Origin of the sequence: Winslowiella toletana, from assembly GCF_017875465.1 — a bacterium.
GTDB lineage: Bacteria > Pseudomonadota > Gammaproteobacteria > Enterobacterales > Enterobacteriaceae > Erwinia > Erwinia toletana.
The window spans coordinates 4831705-4855408 of sequence record NZ_JAGGMQ010000001.1 but is presented as its reverse complement, the minus strand read 5'-3'; the positions used below and the strand labels follow the sequence as shown (position 1 = coordinate 4855408).

Genomic DNA, 23704 nt, shown 5'->3' with positions numbered 1-23704 from the left:
CACAGAAAGAGTGTTCGATCGGCAGCTAACTTTCCGCCATCCGATAATAACCACCGCGCAGTAAGAACATCCGATGCGGAGAATATAAATGCCGGAATTGTCCGCACACCCATCACTCAGCCAGCCATTTCATGCTGAAATAAGGTTTAAGATGTTTAACCCGCTCAGAGAATGACAGGCCTCCCCCTTCTTTTTATCGCTTAATATGCCTGACGGCATTTACCATTAATTAGCCTGAAAAACTCACAACAATGGCTCACGTTAATTTTCACCCTGATGTCGTTAGGAATTTTCTCTCATCTGATATGAAAAAAGGAAAGGGTTATTGCTAAGTTTTTCTGACATCGATGTTATCTGTCGCCGTTTAGCAATAAGTCGGTTGCAAATCACTCATGATAATACTCTGATAAAGACATGATAAACACCTAAACCATTTAAATATAAGTAAATTTCATTTTCACCCTGCATGTTAAGTCGTTTATTACTTCTGCCCGCCAGCAGATTTCCAGGCGGTTAATAAATTTTCTTACTGAAGAGGAACGGCCCCAAAGCAGTGGCCAGTTATTTCTTCGCATATAAATGCATAATTAAAGCAGAGCGATTTAATGAAACAGAAAAGTTTTTCCCCTATTGCTAAAAACCCAGGGAGCAGAACTGGTAAGTTCCTTGTACTTTCACAGATAGCCGCGCAGATCGCGCTGGCTATCTCCCCATTCTATATTCACAGCGCCACCGCCAAAGAAGAGCCGCTGAAGTGGTACCAGAGCGGTAATCTGACGCCGGAAGAACAGGCGCTGTACCAGAAACAGAGCGATCGACTGGCTACCGCAGGCTCACTGCTGGCGCAGGACAACTCTGCCGCCGCTGCAGCCGGGATGGCGCGTTCCGCCGCCACTGGCGAAATGAACAATGCGCTCTCAGGCTGGCTCAATCAGTTTGGTACCGCTCAGGTTCAGCTGAATCTCGATGAGAAATTCACCCTGCAGGGCAGCCAGGCTGATGTACTGCTGCCGATGTATGATAACAACAACACGCTGTTATTTACCCAGTTAGGTCTGCGTAATGCCGACCAGCGTACTACCGGCAATATCGGCGCCGGTGTACGTACCATGACCGGGGACTGGATGCTCGGAGTTAACACTTTCTATGACAATGATTTTACTGGTAAAAACCGCCGACTCGGCGTTGGCGTCGAAGCCTGGCGCGACTACCTGAAATTATCCGGCAACAGCTACTGGCGTCTGAACAACTGGCATCAGTCACGGGACTTTGCTGACTATGATGAGCGCCCGGCCAATGGCTATGATGTCCGTGCAGAAGGCTGGCTTCCCGCTTATCCGCAGCTCGGCGCCAAAGTCATGTATGAACAGTACCAGGGGAATGAAGTTGCGCTGTTTGGCAAAGATAATCGCCAGAAAAATCCATGGGCGTTTACCGGCGGCGTAAATTATACACCGGTTCCGCTGATCACCGTTGGCGCGGAGCATCGTGCTGGCAAGAGCGGTAAACAGGATTCACAGCTTAATCTCGCGCTGAACTACCGTCTTGGTGAATCCTGGCAGTCGCAGATTGACCCGTCGCGTGTCGATGCCGCCCGCCTGTTAAGCGGCAGCCGTCTGGATCTGGTGGAACGTAATAACAACATTGTGCTCGACTATCGTAAACAGGAGTACCTGACGCTGGGACTACCGGAAAGCGTCACGGGTAAAAGCCATAGCCTGTTGCCATTAAGCTATAAGGTAAAAAATAGTTATGCGATACAGGGCATCAAGTGGGAATCCCCCGCGCTGACCGCGGCAGGCGGCGTGATTACGCCAGCCGGTGAAGGCCGTCTGAATATCACCCTGCCCGCCTGGCAGATAAAGGGGACCAACAACTATACCCTGAGCGGCACCATTACCGATGTGAAAGGCAATACCCATACCGCCACCAGCCAGATTGTGGTGGATATCGCCGACGTCAGCGTTGATGGCAGTACCACAACGGCGACGCCGCCCAGCATTATCGCTGACGGCACCAACGCCTCACTGGTACAGGTGACGATGGTTGACGGCAACGGTCAGCCAATCACCGATATGGCGCCGGCGATGACCATGGCGCTGGTAGAAACCCAGCATAAGGATCAGCCGAAAGCGCAGCGGGCAATGAAGTTGCAGCATGCGGCGATTGGTGAAGTTAAAGAGAACGCCCCTGGCGTATATGAAGCCACCTTAACGTCAGGCACCCGCGTAGGCAGCCTGGTGGTGACACCATCATTTAACGGCACCGCCTTAAAAGCAGTTACCGTGCAGCAGACCGCTGATATCAGCACTGCGCACTTTAAAGGTGACACCATCGTTGCTATCACTACTGGCAGCGTGGCAGATGGCGTAGCGACCAACCAGGTTGATGCGATTGTCACTGATGCCAACGACAACCCAATCCCGGGTATCGCGGTGGACTTTACGCTTAGCGGTAGTGCAATACCGGTCAACAATACGTTACAGATAGTGACTGATGATCAGGGCAAGGCCAGCATCAGCTATACCAACACCGTTGCCGAGACGGTCACCGTGAATGCCACGCTGACCGCTAATGGCGGCATCAATGCGAAGGTTGACACCCGTTTTATTGCTGATATCACCACCGCGGAAGTGGTTACTTTAACCAGCGATAAGACAAGAATAACCGGTACTGGTGGTGAAGAGGCGCAGCTTACTGCCACGGTAAAAGATGCGAAAGGCAATCTGGTGCCGGGTGCGACAGTTACCTGGCAATCAAATGCAGGTAGCTATAATCCAAACTCAACCACCGATAGCGACGGTAAAACGCAGATTACCCTGAGTGCAGTCAGAGCGGCAACCACTGATATTACGGCAAAAGTCTCTGCTAAGGCGACAATTGGTACGCCAGCAACCATGGATATCGGCATCCGTGCGGTACTGCAGACCAACGGTAAATATTACTGGACCCTGATCAGGGATCACCGGATTAGTAATAGTGCGCCAGCTTCAGTTGCCCTTGCTAATTGCCAAAACTACGGTGGTGGGCGCTTGTTAAACAGCTCTGATGTCAATGATTTTGGCCCCGGCAAAGCCGATTTCGCCACCCAGTCAGTAGCGGATGAGTTCCAGGACTGGGCGTATAAAATATCTGACAACTGGACCACCGGTCACGGCAAAGGGGCTGATCTCAATTCCATTGGATCACCCCATGGCGTTATTAATGATGTAAACATTGATTTTGAAGGCTATGTTTGCGTCAAGTCGGTCTGATGCTTTCAGCTAACCATTAGTCCTGAAAAGGCTCCGTCAGGAGCCTTTTCTTTGCCGCTTACGAATGCAACCGCTTCACCGGCGCATTTTGCTGCCGATCCCAGATCACCGTTAACAGCCGTTGCAACGCAATAAAACCAAACAACAAAATACCGATGGCAATTTTGGTCCACCAGGAACTCAGCGTGCCGTCAAAGTTAATCCAGGTCTGAATCAGTCCCTGAATCAGTACGCCAAATAGCGTCCCCAGCACCGTCCCTACACCGCCAGATAGCAAGGTTCCGCCAATCACCACCGAGGCAATCGCATCCAGTTCAACGCCCATACCCGCCAGCGCATAGCCTGCCGAGGTATACAACGAGAAAACGATTCCGGCCAGCGTCGCCAGCCCGGAGGACAACATATAAATTTTCACCGTGGTGGCGCGGGTCGAAATCCCCATCAGCTGCGCCGAGGTGGCGTTGCCGCCAATCGCATACACCTGATTACCAAAGCGCGTGCGGTGCGCCAGCAAAATTCCAGCCGCCACCACCACCAGCATCATCAGCGCCAGCAGGCTGAGCCGCCCCCCGCCGGGAATTTTCCACGCCATTGAAGACAACGTGGAATAGAGCGGGTGATCGATCGGGATCGAGCTTTCCGCCACCAGATAGCTGCAACCACGCAGAAAAAACATCCCGGCAAGGGTAATAATAAATGCCGGGATTTTCAGCGCATCAATCAGCCAGCCCATCATGGCGCCAAACGCCGAACCGGCCAGCAGAATAAGGCTAAATGCCAGCCACGGCGACAGATTGAAATCCCCAATTGCCCGTGCCAGAAATACACCGGTAAAGGCGATCACCGCCCCAACAGAGAGATCGATACCGCCGGAAAGGATCACAAAGGTCATGCCCACCGCGATAATACCGAGAAAAGCGTTATCGGTCAGGATATTGCAGATCACTCGCGTCGAGGCAAAACCGGGAAACTGGCTCAGACAAAACAGATAACCGGCGACAAACACCAGCAGGGTAATCATTAATGGCAAATGACGTTTAATCACGGCGACGCCCTCGTTTAAATAACTGGATAAAGCGCGGCGACTGCAACAGCAGAACGCACATCACCACTATCGCTTTTACCACCTGATTCAGCTCCGGTGGAAAACCGGAAAGCAGAATACCGGTATTCATCGCCTGAATAATCAGTGCGGCAATCAGCGACAACACCAGATTAAAGCGCCCGCCCATCAGCGAAGCGCCGCCAATCACCACCGCCAGAATTGCATCCAGCTCCAGCCACAGCCCGGCATTATTGGCATCGGCGCCGCGAATATCGGCGGCAACAATCAACCCTGCCACTGCGGCGCACAGCCCGCTAATCGCATAGGTTGACATCACCACCAGCCAGCCGGTCACCCCGGCATTGCGAGCCGCGCGCAGATTAATCCCCACGGCCTCAATAAACAGACCGAGCGCGGTTTTGCGGGTTAACCACCACACCAGCAGCGCTACCAGCAAAGTGATCCATACCGGCACCGGCAAATACCACAGGGTGCCGCTACCAATCCGCGCCAGTGCATCACTGTTAAAGGTGACAATCTGTCCCTGAGTAATCAGCTGAGCAATGCCGCGCCCCGCCACCATCAGAATCAGGGTGGCAACAAACGGTTGGATCTTCAGTAATGCCACCAGCACGCCATTCCACAGGCCGCAGGCGATGCCGGTACCCAGCGTGGCGAGGATCACCAGCGTCAGGCTGTAACCGGCCACCGTCATGGTGGCCGCCGTCGCGCCGGCAATCGCCATCACCGCCCCCACCGACAGATCAATGCCGCCGGTAGCGATTACCAGTGTCATACCAATCGCCAGCAGCGCCACCGGCGCGGCGCGATTGAGAATATCAATGGGACTGCCAAACAGGCGGCCATCCTGCAAATGGATGGCAAAAAAGTTACTGGCAACCAGACTGTCGACCAGCAGAACCAGGATCAGAGCGGCAATTTGCGGCATACCCGGCGGCAGTTTACGTTTCAGCATACGTGGCTTCTCCGGGGTCAGGTGTGTCTCAAGCATATTGCGCCCCTCCGTCAGCAATCGCGTTGACGATTGACGCTACCGAGAGCTGTTCGAGTGGAATTTCCGCCACCTGACGGCGATCGCGCAGGATCACAACCCGATCGGCATAGCCCACCAGTTCTTCCAGCTCCGAAGAGATCACCAGCAGCGCCAGGCCGTCGGCACAGAGTGATTCAATCAGACGAATAATTTCAGCATGCGCCCCCACGTCAATGCCGCGCGTTGGTTCATCGAGAATCAGAAACTGCGGCCGCGTTACCAGCCAGCGTGACAGCAAGACTTTCTGCTGATTACCACCGGAGAGCAGCTCCACCGGCTGATCGGCATCCGGAGTACGGATACCCAGGCTTTTGATAAAGCGTTCAGCAATCTGCTGCTGTTCACGCCGTTTAATCGGCCGCAGCCAGCCACGCTGCGCCTGCAATGCCAGAATAATATTTTCGCGCACCGAAGCTGCGCCAATAATGCCGTCGGTTTTACGATCTTCCGGACAGAACCCCATTCCCAGACGCGATGCCTGCGCCGGGGTGCGGATGGTGCGCGGTTTGCCTTTGACCTTCGCGCTACCGCTATCGGCCCGCCGGATGCCAAACAGCAGTTCGGCGGTTTCGGTGCGGCCAGATCCCAGCAGTCCGGCCAGGCCTACCGCCTCGCCCGGCCTCACCTGCAGGCTAAACGGCTCAATGGTGCCCTTCTTGCCGTAATCGGTAAATTCCACGACCGGCTGATTACTGCGCAGCGTACTGCCAGCACGCTGCAACGCGGTCTCCAGCAGCTCGCGCCCGAGCATCAGTTTAATCAGTTCTATACGCGGCAGGCTTTTCGTCTCGCGGGTGGCAATAAACTGGCCATTGCGCAGTACGGTGATCCGGTCGCTGATGCGATACACCTGGTCGAGAAAATGGGTGACAAAAATCAGGCTCATGCCTTTCGCCCTGAGCTGGTTCATCAGGGTAAACAGCATTTCCACCTCGCTGGCATCGAGGCTGGCGGTAGGTTCATCAAGGATCAGCACCTGCGCCGAGAGATCCACCGCGCGGCAGATGGCGATAATCTGCTGCATCGCCACCGAATACTGGCCGAGCGAACGGGTCACATCCAGTTCAAAACCGTAATTCTGCAGTAATTTCGTCGCATCCCGCACCATCGCCTTTCGGTCGATCATGCCAAAGCGTCGTGGTTCGCGGCCAATAAACAGGTTATCCGCCACCGACATATTGGGCAGCAGGTTCACTTCCTGATACACCGTACCGATACCGATCTGTTGCGCCTGCGCGGTGTTATGTGGATTGATCGCCTGCCCGTCCAGCGTCACGGTGCCGGTATCACGCTGATAGACGCCGGTAAGCACCTTGATCATCGTCGACTTACCGGCGCCGTTCTCCCCCAGCAGCGCCATGATTTCACCACGCCTGATACTAAAAGAGACATTATCCAACGCTTTTACGCCGGGGAAAAACTTACTGACGCCGCGAATATCTAACAGCGTCTCCTCTGTTTGCGTGGTCATAAACGTCGCCTCTTAAACATGAAAAAAACCGCCTGATTGCATAGCCTGCCCCGCAATCCCTTATGCTGCTAAAGGGGGGGTGGCTGTGAATCAGGCGGCGCTATGCTTAGTAACCCATACCTTTTTTCTTGTCTAACTCGGTCTGCGCATCGGCTGGCAGGAACAGTTTTGACTCGGTTTTGATAATTTTCGGCGGTTTGGTGCCATCTTTTTTCAGTTTTTCCAGCGCATCAAATGCCGGACCAGCCATATTCGGCGTCAGCTCGACGTTGGCGTTGGCTTCACCCGCCAGCATCGCTTTATAAATATCCGGTACACCGTCAATCGATCCGGTAAGAATATCTTTGCCCGGTTTCAGGCCTGCCTCTTTAATCGCCTGAATAGCGCCAATCGCCATATCGTCATTGTGGGCATAAACCATGCAGATATTTTTGCCGTTGTTTTCCGCCTTGATAAAGCTCTCCATTACCTCTTTCCCTTTACTGCGGGTAAAGTCGCCAGACTGGGAACGGACTACTTTGATATTTTTGGCGCCGGCAATCGCTTCAGCGAAACCTTTCTTACGGTCGATAGCGACACTGGCGCCAACGGTGCCCTGCAGCTCGACGACGTTACAGGGTTTGCCTGCCACCTGTTTTACCAGCCAGTCACCAATCAGTTTTCCTTCCAGTACGTTATCAGCGGTGACCACCGCCTCATACAGCGACTTATCTTTCACCACGATGGCGCGGTCCAGCAGAAAGACCGGAATTTTAGCGTCTTTTGCTTCTTCAAGTACCGGTTCCCAGCCGGTTTGCACGACGGGGGCGATAAAAATGGCATCTACGCCCTGCGCAATAAACGAGCGCACCGCTTTAATCTGATTCTCCTGCTTCTGCTGACCATCGGCAATTTTCAGCGTAATGCCGCGTTTAACCGCTTCGCTTTTCGCCACGCTGGTTTCGGCCGCGCGCCAGCCCGATTCAGAGCCAACCTGCGAAAAACCGACCGTCATATCGGCTGCCAGCACAGAACCGGAGAGTGCGGCACTCACCAGGGTGGTTAAGAGTAAACGCTTCCACATAATCTTTTTTCCTCTGATGGGAGATTGCTGTATAGGGACAAAGCCACTCAAGCCTGGACTATCCGGGTGAAAACAATTTCGACTTACTTCACAAAATGCCACGAATTAAATGAGTTACGTAAAAACGGGGCAGATTTCGCCGCCTCACATATGGAGTTTTTTCCTGCCACTCATTTAACCGCGGCTGAATAATCGTAATAAACAGAAGCGGTTAACACACCAGCATTTGGAAGCGATTACAGCACCACGTAAAGTTCTGTCATTTCGCTCCCATGGTCAGGCATAAAAAAAATTATCTAATCTGTGACTGGTCGCACACTGGAAGCTTTACTGTTGTTTTTACCGGTAACAGCGGAAAAAATGGCGGCAACGGCAGAAAGCGATTATTTACGCCTGCGGTGGAGAAGACCTTTTTGCCTGTAATGGCGAGGGAGTGGGCTTACGGGTTATTTTTTATGATGATCGGGCTAGCTTTATTCGATTCAGCCTGGCCGCTTAGTCGCTGACAAGCGTGTATTTAGGTTGCACAAAGGCAAACAGAACGGCCATTGCGTGCAGAAAACTCTTAAAAGCAGCATTTTGTGAGGTATTGGGGCGCATTTTTCTGATTCTGACGCCTGTTTACGCTTTGAGGTATAGACAGCTTTAACCGTCTCCCTATACTTGGAAGCTTATTGTCCCCTACCTGATCCGACGACAACTATGACAGCACAAGATTACCTGTTGAAATTTCGTAAAGTGAGTAATTTAGAAACCCTGGAAAAATTATTTGATCATCTTAACTATTCGCTTAGCGATGACAGTGAGATTCTGAATATGTATCGCGCTGCCGATCATCGTCGCGCCGAATTAGTTTCCGGTGGACGCTTATTTGATTTGGGCTGTGTGCCGAAATCGGTCTGGCGCTACGTGTTATAGTCGTAACGCTGCGCGGGCGGCAGCAATCGCCGCCCTGTGATGTTATCTGCCCCTTTTTTCTGTATAATCCTCGCCTTACTTATCGCCGTTTATCTCAGTCAGGAAATGTAATTATGTCTGTGCAACCTTCTGCGCCACGTATTGGCGGCTGGCTTATTGTGCCGCTGGCCTGGTTGATTATGACGCTGCTGACCAGCGCGCTGGTGCTGGCGATGTATCTCAGCGCGTTATTTAATCCGGAACTGCGTCAGGCACTGCTGAATAACACTCACGCCTTTACCCTGCAGTGGACGCTGTCACTGGGTACCTCGCTGGCGATGTGGGTTTACAGCATCTGGGTCACCTGGATGTTCTGTAAACGCTCGCAGCGTTTGCCGCGCCACTACATTATCTGGCTGCTATTGACGGTGGTGCTGGCGATTAAAACCTTTGCCTTCTCGCCGGTGAGCGACAGCACGGCAATTCGGACTTTGCTGATCGCACTGCTGGCTGCATCGGTTCTGGCACCCTATTTCAAACGTTCTCAGCGGGTTAAGACAACATTTATTGAGCCATAAGTGATGTCAAAATCGTCAGTAATTTAATCCTGAGTGCTATCCGTCCCCACGCCGGGGCGCAGATATTGTGATACCGCCGCGAATGCCCGATAATAAGCGGCTTTTATTTTTCCTCCAGGCGTAACCATGACCGAATACCTGCTTCTTTTTGTTGGCACAGTGCTGGTGAATAACTTCGTATTAGTGAAGTTTCTCGGCCTCTGTCCCTTTATGGGCGTTTCCAAAAAACTGGAAACGGCAATTGGCATGGGACTCGCCACCACCTTCGTTATTACACTGGCTTCAATCTGTGCGTGGCTGGTGAATCACCTTATTCTGCTGCCGCTGGATCTGGTTTATCTGCGCACCCTGGCGTATATCCTGGTTATTGCCGTTACCGTGCAGTTCACCGAGATGGTGGTGCGTAAAACCAGCCCGGCGCTCTATCGCCTGCTGGGGATCTTTCTGCCGTTAATCACCACCAACTGCGCCGTGCTGGCGGTGCCGCTGCTGAGCGTCAACCTGAATCACAGCTTTATGCAGGCGGCGATGTATGGTTTTAGCGCCTCGATTGGTTTCTCACTGGTGATGGTGCTGTTTGCCGCGATGCGTGAACGACTGGTGCTGGCCAATGTGCCTGCGCCATTTAAAGGCTCTTCGATTGCGCTAATCACCGCCGGTCTGATGTCTCTTGCCTTTATGGGCTTCTCCGGACTGGTGAAGTTCTGATGTCAGCCATCTGGATTGCGATTATTGCGTTAAGCGCCCTGAGTCTGGTGTTTGGCGCTCTGCTGGGCTACGCCGCGCGCCGCTTTAAAGTGGAGGCGGATCCGATTGTCGAACAAATCGATGAGATTCTGCCGCAGAGCCAGTGTGGCCAGTGCGGTTATCCTGGCTGCCGCCCCTATGCGGAAGCGGTCGGTAACAACGGTGAAGCCATTAATAAATGCGCCCCGGGCGGCGAGCAGACCATGCTGAAACTGGCCGGACTGCTGAACGTCGATCCACAGCCCATTGATGGCGATGCGGCGGCGCAGGAACCGGTACGCACCGTGGCGTGGATCGATGAAGAGAACTGCATCGGCTGCACCAAATGCATTCAGGCCTGCCCGGTCGATGCGATTGTCGGTGCCACCCGCGCGATGCATACCGTGCTGAGCGACGTCTGCACCGGCTGCGATCTCTGCGTGGCCCCTTGCCCAACCGACTGTATTGAAATGCGTCCGGTGGCGACCACTACCGCCAACTGGAAGTGGGATCTGAACACCATTCCGGTACGGGTTATTCCTGTGGAAAGTCATGCGTAATCTGTTTAATTTTCTGAAAAAAGAGAAGATCTGGGATTTTGAAGGCGGCATTCACCCGCCGGAGATGAAGACCCAGTCTAATGGCACGCCGCTGCGTCAAATCCCGCTGCCGGAACGCTTTATCATGCCGCTGAAGCAACATATCGGTCATGAAGGTGAACTGTGCGTCAGCCCGGGCGACAAAGTCCTGCGCGGCCAGCCGCTGACCTTTGGTCGCGGACGGATGCTGCCGGTGCATGCGCCAACATCCGGCACCGTCGAAGCTATTGCCCCGCATATCACCGCTCATCCCTCGGCGCTGTCTGAGATGTGCGTATTTATTACGCCGGATGGTGCAGACCGCTGGATTGAGCGCGAAACCCTTAGCGACTATCGCCAGCTGGATCGCAGTGAACTGATTAATCGTATTCACCAGGCGGGCGTGGCCGGTCTCGGTGGCGCCGGTTTCCCCACCGGCACCAAATTGCAAGGCGGACTGAGCGGCGTCAACACCCTGATTATCAATGCCGCCGAGTGCGAACCCTATATCACCGCCGATGACCGTCTGATGCAGGACTATGCTGACGAAATTCTCGAAGGCTCGCGTATCCTCGCCTGGGTGCTGCATGCAGAGCAGGTGCTGATCGGGGTGGAAGATAATAAACCCGCAGCTATCGCCGCGCTGAAACAGGCCCTTGGCAGCGCCAGCGATCTGCAACTGCGCGTGATTCCGACCAAATACCCCTCCGGCGGCGCCAAACAGCTGACCAAAATTCTGACCGGTAAAGAGGTGCCGCACGGTGGTCGTTCGTCAGATATTGGCGTGCTGATGCAGAACGTCGGCACCGCTTTTGCAGTTAAGCGCGCGATCATTGATGGCGAACCGCTTACCGAACGTGTAGTCACCCTGACTGGCGAATCAGTGGCGCAACCCTGTAACCTGTGGGGCCGGCTTGGCACCCCGGTCAGCCACCTGCTGCACCATGTTGGATTTACCCCGGCGGCTGGTCAGATGGTGGTGATGGGCGGTCCGCTGATGGGCTTTACCCTGCCCGCGCTGGATGTACCGATGGTGAAGATCACCAACTGCATTCTGGCGCCATCCGCCAGCGAAATGGGCAACAACGAGCCGGAGCAATCCTGCATTCGTTGTAGCGCCTGCGCCGATGCCTGTCCGGCCAATCTGCTGCCGCAACAGCTCTACTGGTTCAGCCAGGGCGCCGATCATGAAAAAGCCCGCGCGCACTATATTGACGACTGCATCGAGTGCGGCGCCTGTGCCTATGTCTGCCCGAGTAATATTCCGCTGGTGCAGTACTATCGCCAGGAAAAAGCCGAGCTGCGGGCGATAGACCTTGAAGCCCAGCGCACCGCGCAGGCTAAAGCGCGTTTTGAAGCGCGTCAGCAGCGTCTTGAGCGGGAGAAACAGGCGCGTGAAGCACGCCATGAACAGGCCAAACGCAAAGTCAGCAACAGCGATCAGGGTGAAATCACGGCCGCGCTGGAACGGGTGAAAGCGAAAAATGCCGCCAGCGCCCCCACAGAGACGGTTGAAGAGCCGGATAGCGCGGTAGTGATGGCACAGCGTGAAGCACGCAGAGCACAGGCGCATGCCCGTCAGGCGGAAAAACAGGCTGAGACCGAGCCGGTTACCCGTCAGAGTGCGGATCCGCGTAAAGCCGCGGTCGAAGCGGCAATTGCCCGTGCTAAAGCGAAAAAAGCAGCGGCGCAACCCCCTGCAGTCAGCGAAACCGCTGAGCAGCCTGAAACGGTTGATCCGCGCAAAGCGGCCGTCGAAGCGGCAATTGCCCGCGCTAAGGCGAAAAAAGCAGCGGCGCACCCCCCTGCAGTCAGCGAAACCGCTGAGCAGCCTGAAACGGTTGATCCGCGCAAAGCGGCCGTCGAAGCGGCAATTGCCCGCGCTAAAGCGAAAAAAGCAGCGGCGCAAACCCCTGCAGTCAGCGAAACCGCTGAGCAGCCTGAAACGGTTGATCCGCGTAAAGCGGCCGTCGAAGCGGCAATTGCCCGCGCTAAAGCGAAAAAAGCAGCGGCGCAGGCCCCTGCAGTCAGCGAAACCGCTGAGCAGCCTGAAAAGGTTGATCCGCGTAAAGCAGCGATTGAAGCAGCGGTAGCCCGTGCCAAAGCGAAGAAGGCGGCTCAGCAACCCACTGAACCAACGGCATCACCTGCACCCGCTGTCAGCGAAACTGAAAGCGACGATCCCCGTAAAGCGGCAGTGGCGGCGGCCATCGCTCGTGTAAAAGCGCGCAAAGCCGCGCAGCAGCATTCAGTGCAAGAGGAATAAATGGCTTTTCGTATTGCAAGTTCGCCTTACACCCACAATCGTCGCAGCACCGGCACCATTATGCTGCTGGTGCTACTGGCGGCGATTCCGGGCATGGCTGCCCAGTGGTATTACTTTGGCTGTGGCAACCTGATTCAGGTGGCGCTGGCGGCGATTGTCGCCCTGTCGGCTGAAGGTCTGATCCTCAGACTGCGTCAACAACCGCTGGCGGCGAATCTCGGTGATAACTCCGCGCTGCTGACCGCCCTGCTGCTGGGTATCAGCATTCCGCCTCTCGCCCCCTGGTGGCTGATTGTGCTGGGTACGCTGTTTGCCGTGGTGATTGCCAAACAGTTGTACGGTGGCCTTGGGCAGAATCCGTTTAACCCGGCGATGATTGGCTACGTGGTGTTACTGATCTCCTTCCCGGTGCAGATGACCAGCTGGTTACCACCGGATTCGCTGCAATCGATCACCCCTGGTTTTCTCGATTCCCTTAGCATGATCTTCACCCACCACACACTGGCCGGTGAAACCATGCAGCAGCTGCAAGTCGGCATTGATGGCGTCAGCCAGGCCACACCACTGGATACCTTTAAGACTGGTCTGCGCGCCGGACACAGCGCCGGACAGCTGTTAGCGCAGCCGATCTATAGCGGTGTGATTGCCGGTTTAGGCTGGCAGTGGATCAATATCGGCTTTCTGCTCGGCGGCCTGTTTCTGCTGTGGACCAACTGTATTCGCTGGCATATCCCGGTCAGTTTTTTGCTGTCGCTGGCCTTCTGCGCCACGCTTGGCTGGCTGATTGCACCGCAAAGCCTGGCGTCGCCGGTCATTCATCTGTTCTCCGGCGCGACCATGCTTGGCGCTTTCTTTATCGCGACCGATCCGGTTAGCGCCTCCACCACTAATAAAGGGCGTCTGATATTTGGCGTACTGATTGGTTTACTGGTGTGGCTGATCCGCAGTTTTGGCGGCTATCCGGATGGGGTGGCTTTTGCGGTTCTGCTGGCCAATATCACCGTGCCGCTGATTGACTACTATACTAAGCCGCGCGTTTACGGCCATCGCAAGGAATAAGCAATCATGAGCATGCTGGATTCCATCAGGAAAAATGGCGTAACCCTGGCGCTGTTTGCGGCGGTAACCACTGGCGTCACCGCCGTGATTAATGCCGTAACCAAACCGACGATTGAACATCAGACCGCGGTGCAGCAGAAAATCTTGCTGGATCAGGTAGTGCCGCCAGAGATTTACAGTAATCACATCCAGCAGGAATGTTACGTTGTCACTGATAAGGCGCTGGGTAATGGCAAACCTCACCATCTCTACCTGGCGCGCATGCAGGATAAACCGGTGGCGGTGGCTATTGAGACTACCGCGCCAGACGGCTATTCTGGAGAGATTCAGATGCTGGTCGGCGCCAGCTTCAGCGGTAAAGTGTACGGCGTACGTGTGGTGGAACATCATGAAACTCCGGGGCTGGGTGATAAAATTGAGCTGCGCATTTCCGACTGGATTAACAGTTTTAATGGCAAACAGCTTTCCGGCCCGGATGATAAACGGTTTGCGGTAAAGAAAGATGGTGGCGATTTTGACCAGTTTACCGGCGCCACCATTACCCCACGCGCAGTGGTGAATGCAGCCAGACGCACTGCCCTGTATGTAGAAACGCTGCCGGCCAGACTCACGTCGCTGCCTGACTGTGGAGACACCAATGAGTAGTGAAGCTAAAACCCTGTTAATTAACGGCCTGTGGAAAAACAACTCGGCGCTGGTGCAGTTGCTGGGCCTCTGTCCGCTGCTGGCGGTGACCTCTACCGCCACCAATGCGCTGGGACTGGGTCTTGCCACCACGCTGGTGCTGATCTGTACTAACAGCGCCATTTCCGCCTCGCGCCGCTGGGTGAAGCCGGAAATCCGTATTCCAATCTACGTAATGATTATCGCCGCAGTGGTGAGCTGTGTGCAGATGCTGATTAACGCCTATGCCTACGGCCTGTACCAGTCGCTGGGGATCTTTATCCCGCTGATCGTCACCAACTGTATTGTGGTTGGTCGCGCCGAAGCGGTGGCGTCGAAAAGCAGCGTGCCGCTGGCGGCGCTGGATGGCTTTGCCACCGGTATGGGCGCCACCAGTGCGATGTTTGTACTCGGCTCACTGCGTGAAATTATCGGCAACGGCACCCTCTTTAACGGTGCTGACCAGCTGCTGGGTCCATGGGCAAAAGTACTGCGCGTTGAAGTGGTGCATTTCGATTCGCCAATGCTGCTGGCGATGCTGCCGCCAGGCGCCTTTATCGGTCTGGGGATGATGCTGGCTGGCAAATATATGATCGATCAAAAGATGAAACAGCGTGCGCTGCGTATTGCCGCAACCCAGGCAACGCCCGAGGGCCATCCAGGGAAGGCAATGTGAACAAAGAGAAACGCCAGCAGATCCTTAGCCGTCTGCGCGACAATAATCCGCATCCCACCACCGAACTGGCGTTCAGCTCCCCTTTTGAGCTGCTGATCGCCGTGCTGCTGTCGGCGCAGGCCACTGACGTCAGCGTCAATAAAGCGACGGCAAAGCTCTACCCCGTTGCCAATACTCCGGCAGCAATGCTGGCGCTGGGGGTGGATGGCGTCAAAGAGTATATTAAGACTATCGGGCTGTTTAACGGTAAAGCCGAAAATATCATTAAAACCTGCCGCATGTTGCTGGAACAGCATAATGGCGAAGTGCCGGAAGATCGCGCGGCGCTGGAAGCCCTGCCGGGTGTCGGACGTAAAACCGCCAATGTGGTGCTGAATACCGCTTTTGGCTGGCCGACGATTGCGGTGGATACGCATATTTTCCGCGTCAGTAACCGTACCCGCTTCGCGCCGGGCAAGAATGTCGAGCAGGTGGAAGAGAAGCTGTTAAAAGTGGTGCCTGCCGAGTTTAAGGTTGATTGTCATCACTGGCTGATTCTGCATGGCCGCTACACCTGTGTGGCGCGTAAACCGCGTTGCGGTTCCTGTCTGATTGAAGATCTTTGCGAATATAGCGACAAGGTCGAGATATAGTCCGCAGAATGCGTCATTATCTGACGCATTCTGTGTCGTGTTAAAACTGATAAGTCATACCCACACCAAAGGTATCATCGCCAGAAATACCAAACGGCGTGTCATCATTTAACTGATTAATTTTATAATCGGCATAGGTGAAGAAGTTTTTATTAAAGAAATACGAGACACTTACATCAAGGTACTTCATTAAATCGACGTCGCCATAGCCTTCAATCTGTTTACCTTTTGACTGGAACCAGCCAATTCCCGGAATCACCCCACTGTCGGCAACATAACGCATATAAGCTTCAAAGTTTTGCGTCTTATTCGCGTAGCCATAATTTTTAATCGGGGTGATATTTTTTCCCTGCGAGTATTTAATGGCCGCATAGAACTTGCCAGGGTTATATTTAAATCCGGCGGCCCACATCTCAGCGTGTTCACCATCGCCATACGCCAGCGCCTGCTGAGCGGCAGTGCGTTTTGAGTTGCCATAAGCCGCCAGCAGAGTGCCATCCCAGTCGAAGTCGTAGCTGACCGACACCCCGGCGCCTTCGCCGTTAGTGGTATACACCGAACGACCGCTGCTGTTGCTGTCATCGCCCTCCGCTCCCTGATACTGGACCGCGAACTTAACCTTATCCGTCAGGCCAAACAACGTATTGTTACGCCAGGTCAGCAGGCCATTGGCGCGTCCGGTAAGAAAGCCATCGGTATAGCTGTCGGTCATAATATCGAAGATCGGCGCGTAGTCGGTAATACCGGCAACGTCATACAGCACACCCGCATTACGGCCATAGTCCAGCGAGCCTAAATCGCCATAACGCAGGCCAGCATAACCGAAACGCGTTTTCGTCCCTTCGGTTCCTTCGGACTCCGCTTTATTGGCCTGAATACTGTATTCCCACTGACCATAGCCGGTTAATTTATCATTAATTTGCGTCTGACCACGAAAACCAAAACGCACATAACTATTATCACCATCGACGCTGGTATCATCACTGAAATAGTGGCGTGCGCGCATGCTGCCATACAGATCAAGTTTATTACCGTCTTTATTATAAATTTCCGCCGCACCGCAAACGCCAGAAATTAACAACGCCCCCATAATAATGGAGATTTTGCCTGCACTCATTTTAGCCTCATCATCTGAAGTTTATTATTAATATTATTATTGAGCGGGCTGGCGCCCACTCAGGCGAGACAGAATTAATTAATCGCTAAGCGGACGTGGCTTTGCCTCCGCTGGCAGCAGTGAGCGATAGCTTTCGCCATCCAGCTGCTCCGTATGCTCCTGCTGTGCCGCAGCAATTAATTCTGGTGTGGTCAGCGCCCGTACCACTGCAGCCGCCATCACGCTGCCCGCCAGCAGCATCCCCTTATGGGCGTAACTGGTTTTACCCTGCGTCACCATCTGCCAGGAGTGCGGCGGCGTGCCTCTGGCGCAGGTGGCGATATACACCTGACCAACCGGCACCAGCCAGCTGACATCACCCACATCGGTGGAACCATTCAGAAAGTCAGGCTCTTTGCGCAGCGGCGTCAGTTGTTCCGCCAGCACATCGCCGCGTTTCGCCAGCAGTCTTTTCTCTTCATCCGAGAACGTCTGCTGAATGGCGCGGGCAAAAGCTTTCTCTTCTGCAGTAAAGGTCAGCGCGCCGACTTTCGCCAGCTCTTCGTCCAGCATGCTGGCAAGGGTCACGTTCGGGATCAGATCAGCCGAGGCGGCATCAAACTCGATACTGACTGCGGTGCCGCTCATCAGCGCCGCTCCCTGGGCAATATCATGGACGCGTTCAGTGATTTCGCGTACCTGCTGCATTTTTGGCGAACGGATTTTATACAGCACCTCCGCGTCGGACTGCACCACATTTGGCGCTCTGCCACCGGCGTTAGTAATCGCATAGTGCAGGCGCGCTTCGGGAATAATATGTTCACGCAGGAAATTAGCGCCGACATTCATCAGCTCAACCCCATCCAGCGCACTGCGTCCGAGATGCGGGCTAAAAGCGGCATGGGTGCTTTTGCCTTTAAACGAATACTTCACCTGGTTGGTGGCCAGCATGCGCGCGTTATAGGCCAGATTTTCATCCCATGGATGCCAGGTAAAAGCGGCATCAATACCGTCAAACAGACCGGCGCGCGCCATATAGGCTTTACCCCCGCCGCCTTCTTCGGCCGGACAACCGTAGTATTTAATCGTGCCGCCCAGTCCGAGGGTTTCGATGCAGGCTTTGGCCGCCAGCGCCGCCGCCAGCGCGCCGGAACCCAGCAGATTATGCCCGCAACCATGTCCATGCCCTGCTTTCACCACCGGCGCATAGCAGTCGCGATTCGCTTCCTGACTCAGTGACGGCAGCGCATCATACTCACCGAGAATGGCAATCACCGGCTGCCCTTCACCAAAGCTGGCGACAAACGCGGTACTGATATCACCGGCATTACGCGTCACGGCAAAACCGGCGTCTTCCAGCGTCTGCGCCATCAGCGCTGCGGATTGCTCTTCTTCGTAGCGCACTTCGGCAAATTCCCAGATTTGATCGCTTACCGCCACAATGCGCGCGCGCTCTTTTTCCAGGGTGTGCTTAATAATGTCTAAGTAGTTCATCTGTTTCTCTCTTTAGCGTGCAGGGCCGGCAGTCAGCTCTGCGTCGACCGGGGCGTTCTGATGTTTAATGGACAGGGAAATCAGGCAGGTGATGATGGCGCAGGCGATAATCATCAAAAAAGCTGACGAATAGTTCTGGTCGGTTAATTTCAGGATGTAGCCGATCACCAGCGGCGACAGAAATGAACCGATCTGCGCCACCGAGTTAATCAGGCCGGTGGCAGTGCCGACTGAGTCTTTCGGGAACTGTTTGATAATGGTGACAAACACGCTGATGCTGATGGCATTGAGGAAAATGTTCGACAGCGACAGCCAGGTGAAGGCCAGCGGGATAGAGGAGGCATTAAACATCAGCCAGATAAACAGTGCCGATACCGCTGCGCCGATAGCAATCAGGTACTTTTCGCGGCCATTAAAGAACCGGTCCAGCAGCCAGCCACAGGTCAGGAAGGAGATAAAGCCCAGCGTCGGCGGCAGTACCGACCAGGCGCCCATCGACACCATGCTCATGCCTTTCACTTTAACCCAGTATGAAGGCAGCCAGGATTGCAGTCCCCAGAACACAATATTGGTAAAGAAGTAGCAGGCGGCAACCTGCCAGGTCAGCGGTCGGGTGATAATCTCCATCAGGCGTTTCTTCTCTGACCCTTTGCGCGCCTGTTCAGCCGCGCTGATCTCCACCTGCTGTGACTGGCTGACCGGCTGCTCACGCAACACCAGCCATAACAGCAGCGCCAGCGCCACACCCGCAAGGCCGAGCACAAAAAACATAATGCGCCAGTTATAGAACGCGATCAGCGCCGACACCACAATCGAGCCAACCGCAAAGCCCACCGAAGCGCCGGATTGCAGAAAGGCCTTCGCCCGCGCCATTTTTGACCGTTCGAATTTCTGTGCAATCACCACCGAACTGCCGGAAGGAAACACCGCTTCGCCCATACCGACAAAGAAGCGGGAAACCACCAGACTGACCACTCCGCCCGCCATACCGGTGCAGGCGGTCGCCACAGACCACAGTCCTACCGCGCCGGTAAGGATAGTTTTACTGCCGAGCCGGTCGACCAGATAGCCGCCAATCAACTGGGTTAAGGAATAGGCGAGGAAAAAACCGCTGATAATCATGCCGGTCTGGTCACTGGCCAGGCCAAAATCGTTACTGATGGGAATGATGGCAATATTTATTGCTGTTTTATCGATAAATCCCACTACCCAACATAAAAACAAAATGAAGATAATCAGTTTGTTTCTGTTACTCGTCTTCACGTCACTCATAGATACTTCCTCAGGGAGGGTCGCCATTAAATCAATAACTGCCTTGCTACATTTGCAAAAAAAGTGATACATATCTATGTAGATTCACACACTGATTAAATAAATTATATGTGGCTTTATACGGGACGATAAAATGCAGGATTATACTATTGCGCTGGGAAAAGTGATCGGTAAATATTTTCCGTCAGCGATTTTCTCTGTCGCCACTTCGGATAACCGCTTTGACGATCTGATTCAGGGTAATCAGCAGCAGATGGATGAGTTAAATGAAAACTTTATTCTCACCCACTCTTTTAATGGCGGAAATCTGGTTATTGAAGCCATCTGTCTGTATATCGACTCAATCATAATTACCATCACGTGTGATAAACATGGCTGTGCAGATAATCAGCTAAATGGTTTATTAAATGAGATTAAAATTTATCTGTTCTCCGAAATATTACAGCAGCAAAAAAAGATGTTTCGCAGCATCAGCGATAATACCTGGCATCTGGCTTCCGGTTTATCCCATAAGCGTATTACACAACATGTAGTCGATGGCGCATTAAAAACCATTCCATTCAGCGATGCAGTGATCTTTCGTATTTACGATGAGGAAAAAAATCTGCTGATCCCCATCGCCCTTTCCGGCTTTAAAGATAATTATTATGATTATGCGGTATCCCCTCAGGAGTCACTATCCGGCCAGGTATTTGCCAGCCGGCAATCGGTCACGCTCAATTCCCGTGAAGCGATTATTGGTTCAGTGACGCATCAGTCCGCGCTGCGCGCTTCGGTAATGGAAAATAACCCAATTGCCAGTTCACTGGTTTGTGTGCCGGTGCAGGATAAACAGATCTGTTATGGCACCCTGACGCTGCTGTCATTTAGCCGCCACTCTATTTTTAACTCACTGGCGGTTTCCCTGCTGGAGACCTTTGCGTCACAGGTGGCGCTGGCATGGCGCAACGCCAAAATTCATGACGAAAAAATATCCAGCCTGAATGAGGTTGATGCGCTGCGCCAGCAGCTGGAGCGGCAAAACGCGGTGCTGAAAGGAAGCGTGGAATTCCATAATGAAATGGTCAGTTTATCCACCAGAGTCAATAACTTAACTGCATTTATTGTTGCTATCTGTGAGCGGGTAAACCTGAAAGCAGGTTATATTGATATCCTCGGCAATCGTCATGCCGCCACCGTGAATTTTCCTTATCGCTGGGACGATCTGACCAGCCGTTTTGCAGCGGAGAGCGGTTTCACCGACGGCGATTATTTTATCCAGCCGCTGAAACATGATGCGCTTGCGGTTGGCTTTTTTATTCTGCATAGCGACACGATTAGCGACGCGACTCGCCTGATTCTGTCGCGTCTGGGTGACTTTATCGTGATGGAGATTATGCGCAAAGCCAGCAGTCTGATGCTGGAACATAAAAGAAAATCTGCGCTAATCGAACAGCTTTTTTCCCGTGGCATAACCAGTGAAACCGAGCAGACTTTTTCCCGATACGGCTTTGTACTGCAAAACTGGATTATCTGCATCAGGCTGGAAGCGGAAGACTCCGTCAACCAGGATGTCACTTCATTAGCCACTCTCAATAAATTAAATACGCTGTTTTCACGCCGCAACGTATTCAGCTATGCCGACAGTGCCAGCATCACAGTCTATATTTCCGATCTGCACAGCGTTAAATTAAAAGAATTTACCGACAGAATATCCAGGGAATTATCGCTAACGGCAATCAGTAAAGCGGGGATCAGTGAAATAGTTAAACGCCATGAGTTCAGACTTGCCTGGCAGCAGGCCAGCACCGCGCTGGAAGTACTGAAGACACGTAAGAAAGAGGGAGTATTATTTTTCCATGAAACCGGTATCGAAAGACTGTTTATTCATCATAAACCGGAGGAGCTTAAACGTTTTGTGGCGGATATTCTGGCGCCGTTAATGGCGGAGGGAGAAAAAAACGCAATCCTGTTAATAACTTTAAGCAGTTATATTTATCATCGCTGCTCGACAATTAATAGCGCCGCGGCGCTGAATATCCATGTTAATACGCTCTATCAGCGCATCAGAAAAATTGAAAATATGATCGGTTTAAACCTCAATCATCCAGACGATTTTCTTATTGTCAGCCTGGCCTGTCATCTGAATAAATTATTCAACTGATTACTCTGGCCCGGGATGCAGGCCAGAGTTACCGTCCGTGTAGCGATTATCCGGCTATCTGGTAATAGTCGGCGGTCGAGCGGGCTAATGCGGCTTTGCCGCGAATGGCGTCCGCGATCTTCTCGGCAATCATCACCGTCGGCGCATTCAGGTTGCCGGTAACAATCTGCGGCATAATCGAGGCATCGACCACCCGCAGCTGCTGCATACCGTGTACGCGCCCGGCTTCATCCACTACCGCCATTTCGTCACTGCCCATCGCGCAGCTGCCACATGGATGATAGGCGGTCTCAGCGTGTTCACGAATAAACGCATCAATCTGTTCGTCGCTCTGTACCGCGACACCGGGCTGGATTTCTGCGCCGCAATATGGAGCCAGCGCTGGCTGACGCATAATTTCGCGCGTCAGACGCACCGCATTACGAAACTCCTGCCAGTCACGCTCCTCGGACATATAGTTAAAGAAGATCGAGGGCGCAGCATAAGGATCGGTCGACTTCAGCTTAATGCGGCCACGACTCATTGAACGCATTGGCCCGACGTGCGCCTGGAAACCATGCTCTTTGACCGGGCTGCTGCCGTTGTAGTTAATCGCCACCGGCAGGAAGTGGTATTGCAGATCCGGCCAGTCTGGCTGGTCATCACTGCGAATAAAGCCACCGGCTTCAAACTGGTTACTGGCGCCAACACCTGTGCCTTTAAACAACCATTCAGCGCCGATCGCCGGTTGATTCCACCACTTCAGCGAAGGATAGAGGCTGATCGGCTGTTTGCAGCGGAACTGCATATAGACTTCGAGGTGGTCCTGCAGATTGCGCCCCACGCCAGGCAGCGCATGCACCACATCAATATCCTGCTCGCGCAGCCACTCTTCCGGGCCGACGCCAGAGCGTTGCAGGATTTGCGGTGATGCAATCGCACCGGCGCACAGCAGCACTTCACGCGTGGCTTCAGCCTGCTGCGGCTGGCCTTTCACCAGCCACTTCACGCCAGTGGCGGTTTTACCGTCAAACAGAATACGGTCGGTCTGCGCATGGGTGATAATTGTCAGATTGCTGCGCTGACGCGCCACATCCAGATAACCGCGCGCGGTGCTGGAACGACGACCATCAGCGGTCACGGTACGATCCATCGGACCAAAGCCGTCCTGACGATAACCGTTCAGATCGTCGGTTTCATGGTGACCCGCCTCGGTCGCGGCGTCGATAAACGCGCGGTACAGCGGATTGTTATCGCTGGCAGGCGTGGTGACGCTCAGATAGCCTTCAGCGCCATGATAGTCGTTCTCGCCGATATCACGCTTTTCCGCCCGACGGAAGTAAGGCAGGCAGTTAAGATATGACCAGTTAGCGAAACCGGTTTTCGCTGCCCAGTTATCATAATCCATCGCATTGCCGCGAATATAACACATGCCGTTAATCAGCGAAGAGCCGCCCAGCCCTTTGCCACGGCCACACTCCATACGGCGATTATCCATATGCGGCTCGGGATCGGTTTCAAACGCCCAGTTATAACGTTTACCCTGTAGCGGATAAGCTAAAGCGGCTGGCATCTGGGTACGGAAATCAAGGCGATGATCGCGACCACCTGCTTCCAGTAAAAGTACCGATACGTCAGCATCCTCAGTTAAGCGGGTCGCCAGCACATTGCCAGCGGAACCGGCGCCAATAATGATATAGTCAAATTTCTGCATTAAACCTCCAGCTAAAAACCAGTGCCGACAGCAGACGCTGCCGG

19 protein-coding genes are annotated in these 23704 nt (G+C 53.7%); 11 read left to right on the top strand and 8 right to left on the bottom strand.

The features are described from left to right. Nucleotides 1-605 precede the first annotated feature (605 nt). Nucleotides 606-3254: an inverse autotransporter beta domain-containing protein gene (locus J2125_RS22790; RefSeq protein WP_017802239.1), complete on the top strand. Its 2649-nt coding sequence runs from the start codon at nt 606-608 to the stop codon at nt 3252-3254. A 58-nt stretch (nt 3255-3312) separates the two neighbouring features. Here the strand turns inward: J2125_RS22790 and yjfF are convergent, their stop codons facing one another. The 4 genes from yjfF to ytfQ form a co-directional block, all read right to left on the bottom strand. Next, nucleotides 3313-4299: a galactofuranose ABC transporter, permease protein YjfF gene (gene yjfF, locus J2125_RS22785; protein WP_017802238.1), complete on the bottom strand. Its 987-nt coding sequence runs from the start codon at nt 4297-4299 to the stop codon at nt 3313-3315. Next, nucleotides 4292-5311 (bottom strand): galactofuranose ABC transporter, ATP-binding protein YtfT, encoded by a 1020-nt coding sequence (ytfT, locus tag J2125_RS22780; RefSeq protein ID WP_017802237.1) that lies wholly within the window; start codon nt 5309-5311, stop codon nt 4292-4294. Before ytfT ends, yjfF begins: the two co-directional genes overlap by 8 nt. Next, entirely contained in the window at nt 5304-6824 is a 1521-nt protein-coding gene (ytfR, locus tag J2125_RS22775) for a galactofuranose ABC transporter, ATP-binding protein YtfR (protein WP_017802236.1), read from the bottom strand. Before ytfR ends, ytfT begins: the two co-directional genes overlap by 8 nt. Nucleotides 6825-6930: 106 nt before the next feature. Then, nucleotides 6931-7887: a galactofuranose ABC transporter, galactofuranose-binding protein YtfQ gene (ytfQ, locus tag J2125_RS22770; RefSeq protein ID WP_017802235.1), complete on the bottom strand. Its 957-nt coding sequence runs from the start codon at nt 7885-7887 to the stop codon at nt 6931-6933. A 702-nt stretch (nt 7888-8589) separates the two neighbouring features. Here ytfQ and ydgT point away from each other — a divergent pair. The 9 genes from ydgT to nth all read left to right on the top strand — a co-directional run bounded on the left by ydgT (nt 8590) and on the right by nth (nt 15962). Further along, complete coding sequence (gene ydgT, locus J2125_RS22765) at nt 8590-8805, top strand: transcription modulator YdgT (protein ID WP_017802234.1); 216 nt, start codon at nt 8590-8592, stop codon at nt 8803-8805. Between the two features lie 113 nt (nt 8806-8918). Beyond that, nucleotides 8919-9362 carry a DUF2569 domain-containing protein gene (locus J2125_RS22760; RefSeq protein WP_017802233.1) on the top strand — a complete coding sequence of 148 codons (444 nt, stop codon included), beginning with the start codon at nt 8919-8921 and terminating at the stop codon, nt 9360-9362. Nucleotides 9363-9488: 126 nt separating this feature from the next. Continuing rightward, nucleotides 9489-10070 (top strand): electron transport complex subunit RsxA, encoded by a 582-nt coding sequence (gene rsxA / locus J2125_RS22755; RefSeq protein ID WP_017802232.1) that lies wholly within the window; start codon nt 9489-9491, stop codon nt 10068-10070. Beyond that, nucleotides 10070-10648: an electron transport complex subunit RsxB gene (gene rsxB / locus J2125_RS22750; RefSeq protein ID WP_017802231.1), complete on the top strand. Its 579-nt coding sequence runs from the start codon at nt 10070-10072 to the stop codon at nt 10646-10648. The genes rsxA and rsxB overlap by 1 nt, the downstream gene beginning before the upstream one ends. Further along, complete coding sequence (rsxC, locus tag J2125_RS22745) at nt 10641-12932, top strand: electron transport complex subunit RsxC (protein ID WP_209499541.1); 2292 nt, start codon at nt 10641-10643, stop codon at nt 12930-12932. Before rsxB ends, rsxC begins: the two co-directional genes overlap by 8 nt. Next, on the top strand, nt 12933-13991 hold the full coding sequence (gene rsxD, locus J2125_RS22740) for an electron transport complex subunit RsxD (protein WP_017802229.1): 1059 nt from the start codon (nt 12933-12935) through the stop codon (nt 13989-13991). Between the two features lie 12 nt (nt 13992-14003). Next, a complete protein-coding gene (gene rsxG, locus J2125_RS22735) occupies nt 14004-14636 on the top strand; it encodes an electron transport complex subunit RsxG (RefSeq protein WP_026111856.1) in 633 nt (210 codons plus the stop codon). After that, complete coding sequence (locus J2125_RS22730; protein ID WP_017802227.1) at nt 14629-15330, top strand: electron transport complex subunit E; 702 nt, start codon at nt 14629-14631, stop codon at nt 15328-15330. Before rsxG ends, J2125_RS22730 begins: the two co-directional genes overlap by 8 nt. Then, nucleotides 15327-15962, top strand: coding sequence for an endonuclease III (gene nth, locus J2125_RS22725; RefSeq protein ID WP_017802226.1), 636 nt, complete (start codon nt 15327-15329; stop codon nt 15960-15962). The genes J2125_RS22730 and nth overlap by 4 nt, the downstream gene beginning before the upstream one ends. A 40-nt stretch (nt 15963-16002) precedes the next feature. Here the strand turns inward: nth and J2125_RS22720 are convergent, their stop codons facing one another. The 3 genes from J2125_RS22720 to J2125_RS22710 all read right to left on the bottom strand — a co-directional run bounded on the left by J2125_RS22720 (nt 16003) and on the right by J2125_RS22710 (nt 19824). Beyond that, nucleotides 16003-17079 (bottom strand): porin OmpC, encoded by a 1077-nt coding sequence (locus J2125_RS22720; protein WP_017802225.1) that lies wholly within the window; start codon nt 17077-17079, stop codon nt 16003-16005. A gap of 78 nt (nt 17080-17157) precedes the next feature. Then, nucleotides 17158-18552, bottom strand: coding sequence for an amidohydrolase (locus tag J2125_RS22715; protein WP_017802224.1), 1395 nt, complete (start codon nt 18550-18552; stop codon nt 17158-17160). Nucleotides 18553-18564: 12 nt separating this feature from the next. Continuing rightward, nucleotides 18565-19824 carry an MFS transporter gene (locus J2125_RS22710; protein WP_017802223.1) on the bottom strand — a complete coding sequence of 420 codons (1260 nt, stop codon included), beginning with the start codon at nt 19822-19824 and terminating at the stop codon, nt 18565-18567. Nucleotides 19825-19957: 133 nt separating this feature from the next. Here J2125_RS22710 and J2125_RS22705 point away from each other — a divergent pair, with 133 nt between their 5' ends. Next, complete coding sequence (locus tag J2125_RS22705) at nt 19958-21967, top strand: helix-turn-helix domain-containing protein (protein WP_017802222.1); 2010 nt, start codon at nt 19958-19960, stop codon at nt 21965-21967. A gap of 46 nt (nt 21968-22013) precedes the next feature. Here the strand turns inward: J2125_RS22705 and betA are convergent, their stop codons facing one another. Beyond that, a complete protein-coding gene (gene betA / locus J2125_RS22700; RefSeq protein WP_209499540.1) occupies nt 22014-23660 on the bottom strand; it encodes a choline dehydrogenase in 1647 nt (548 codons plus the stop codon). Nucleotides 23661-23704 lie beyond the last annotated feature (44 nt).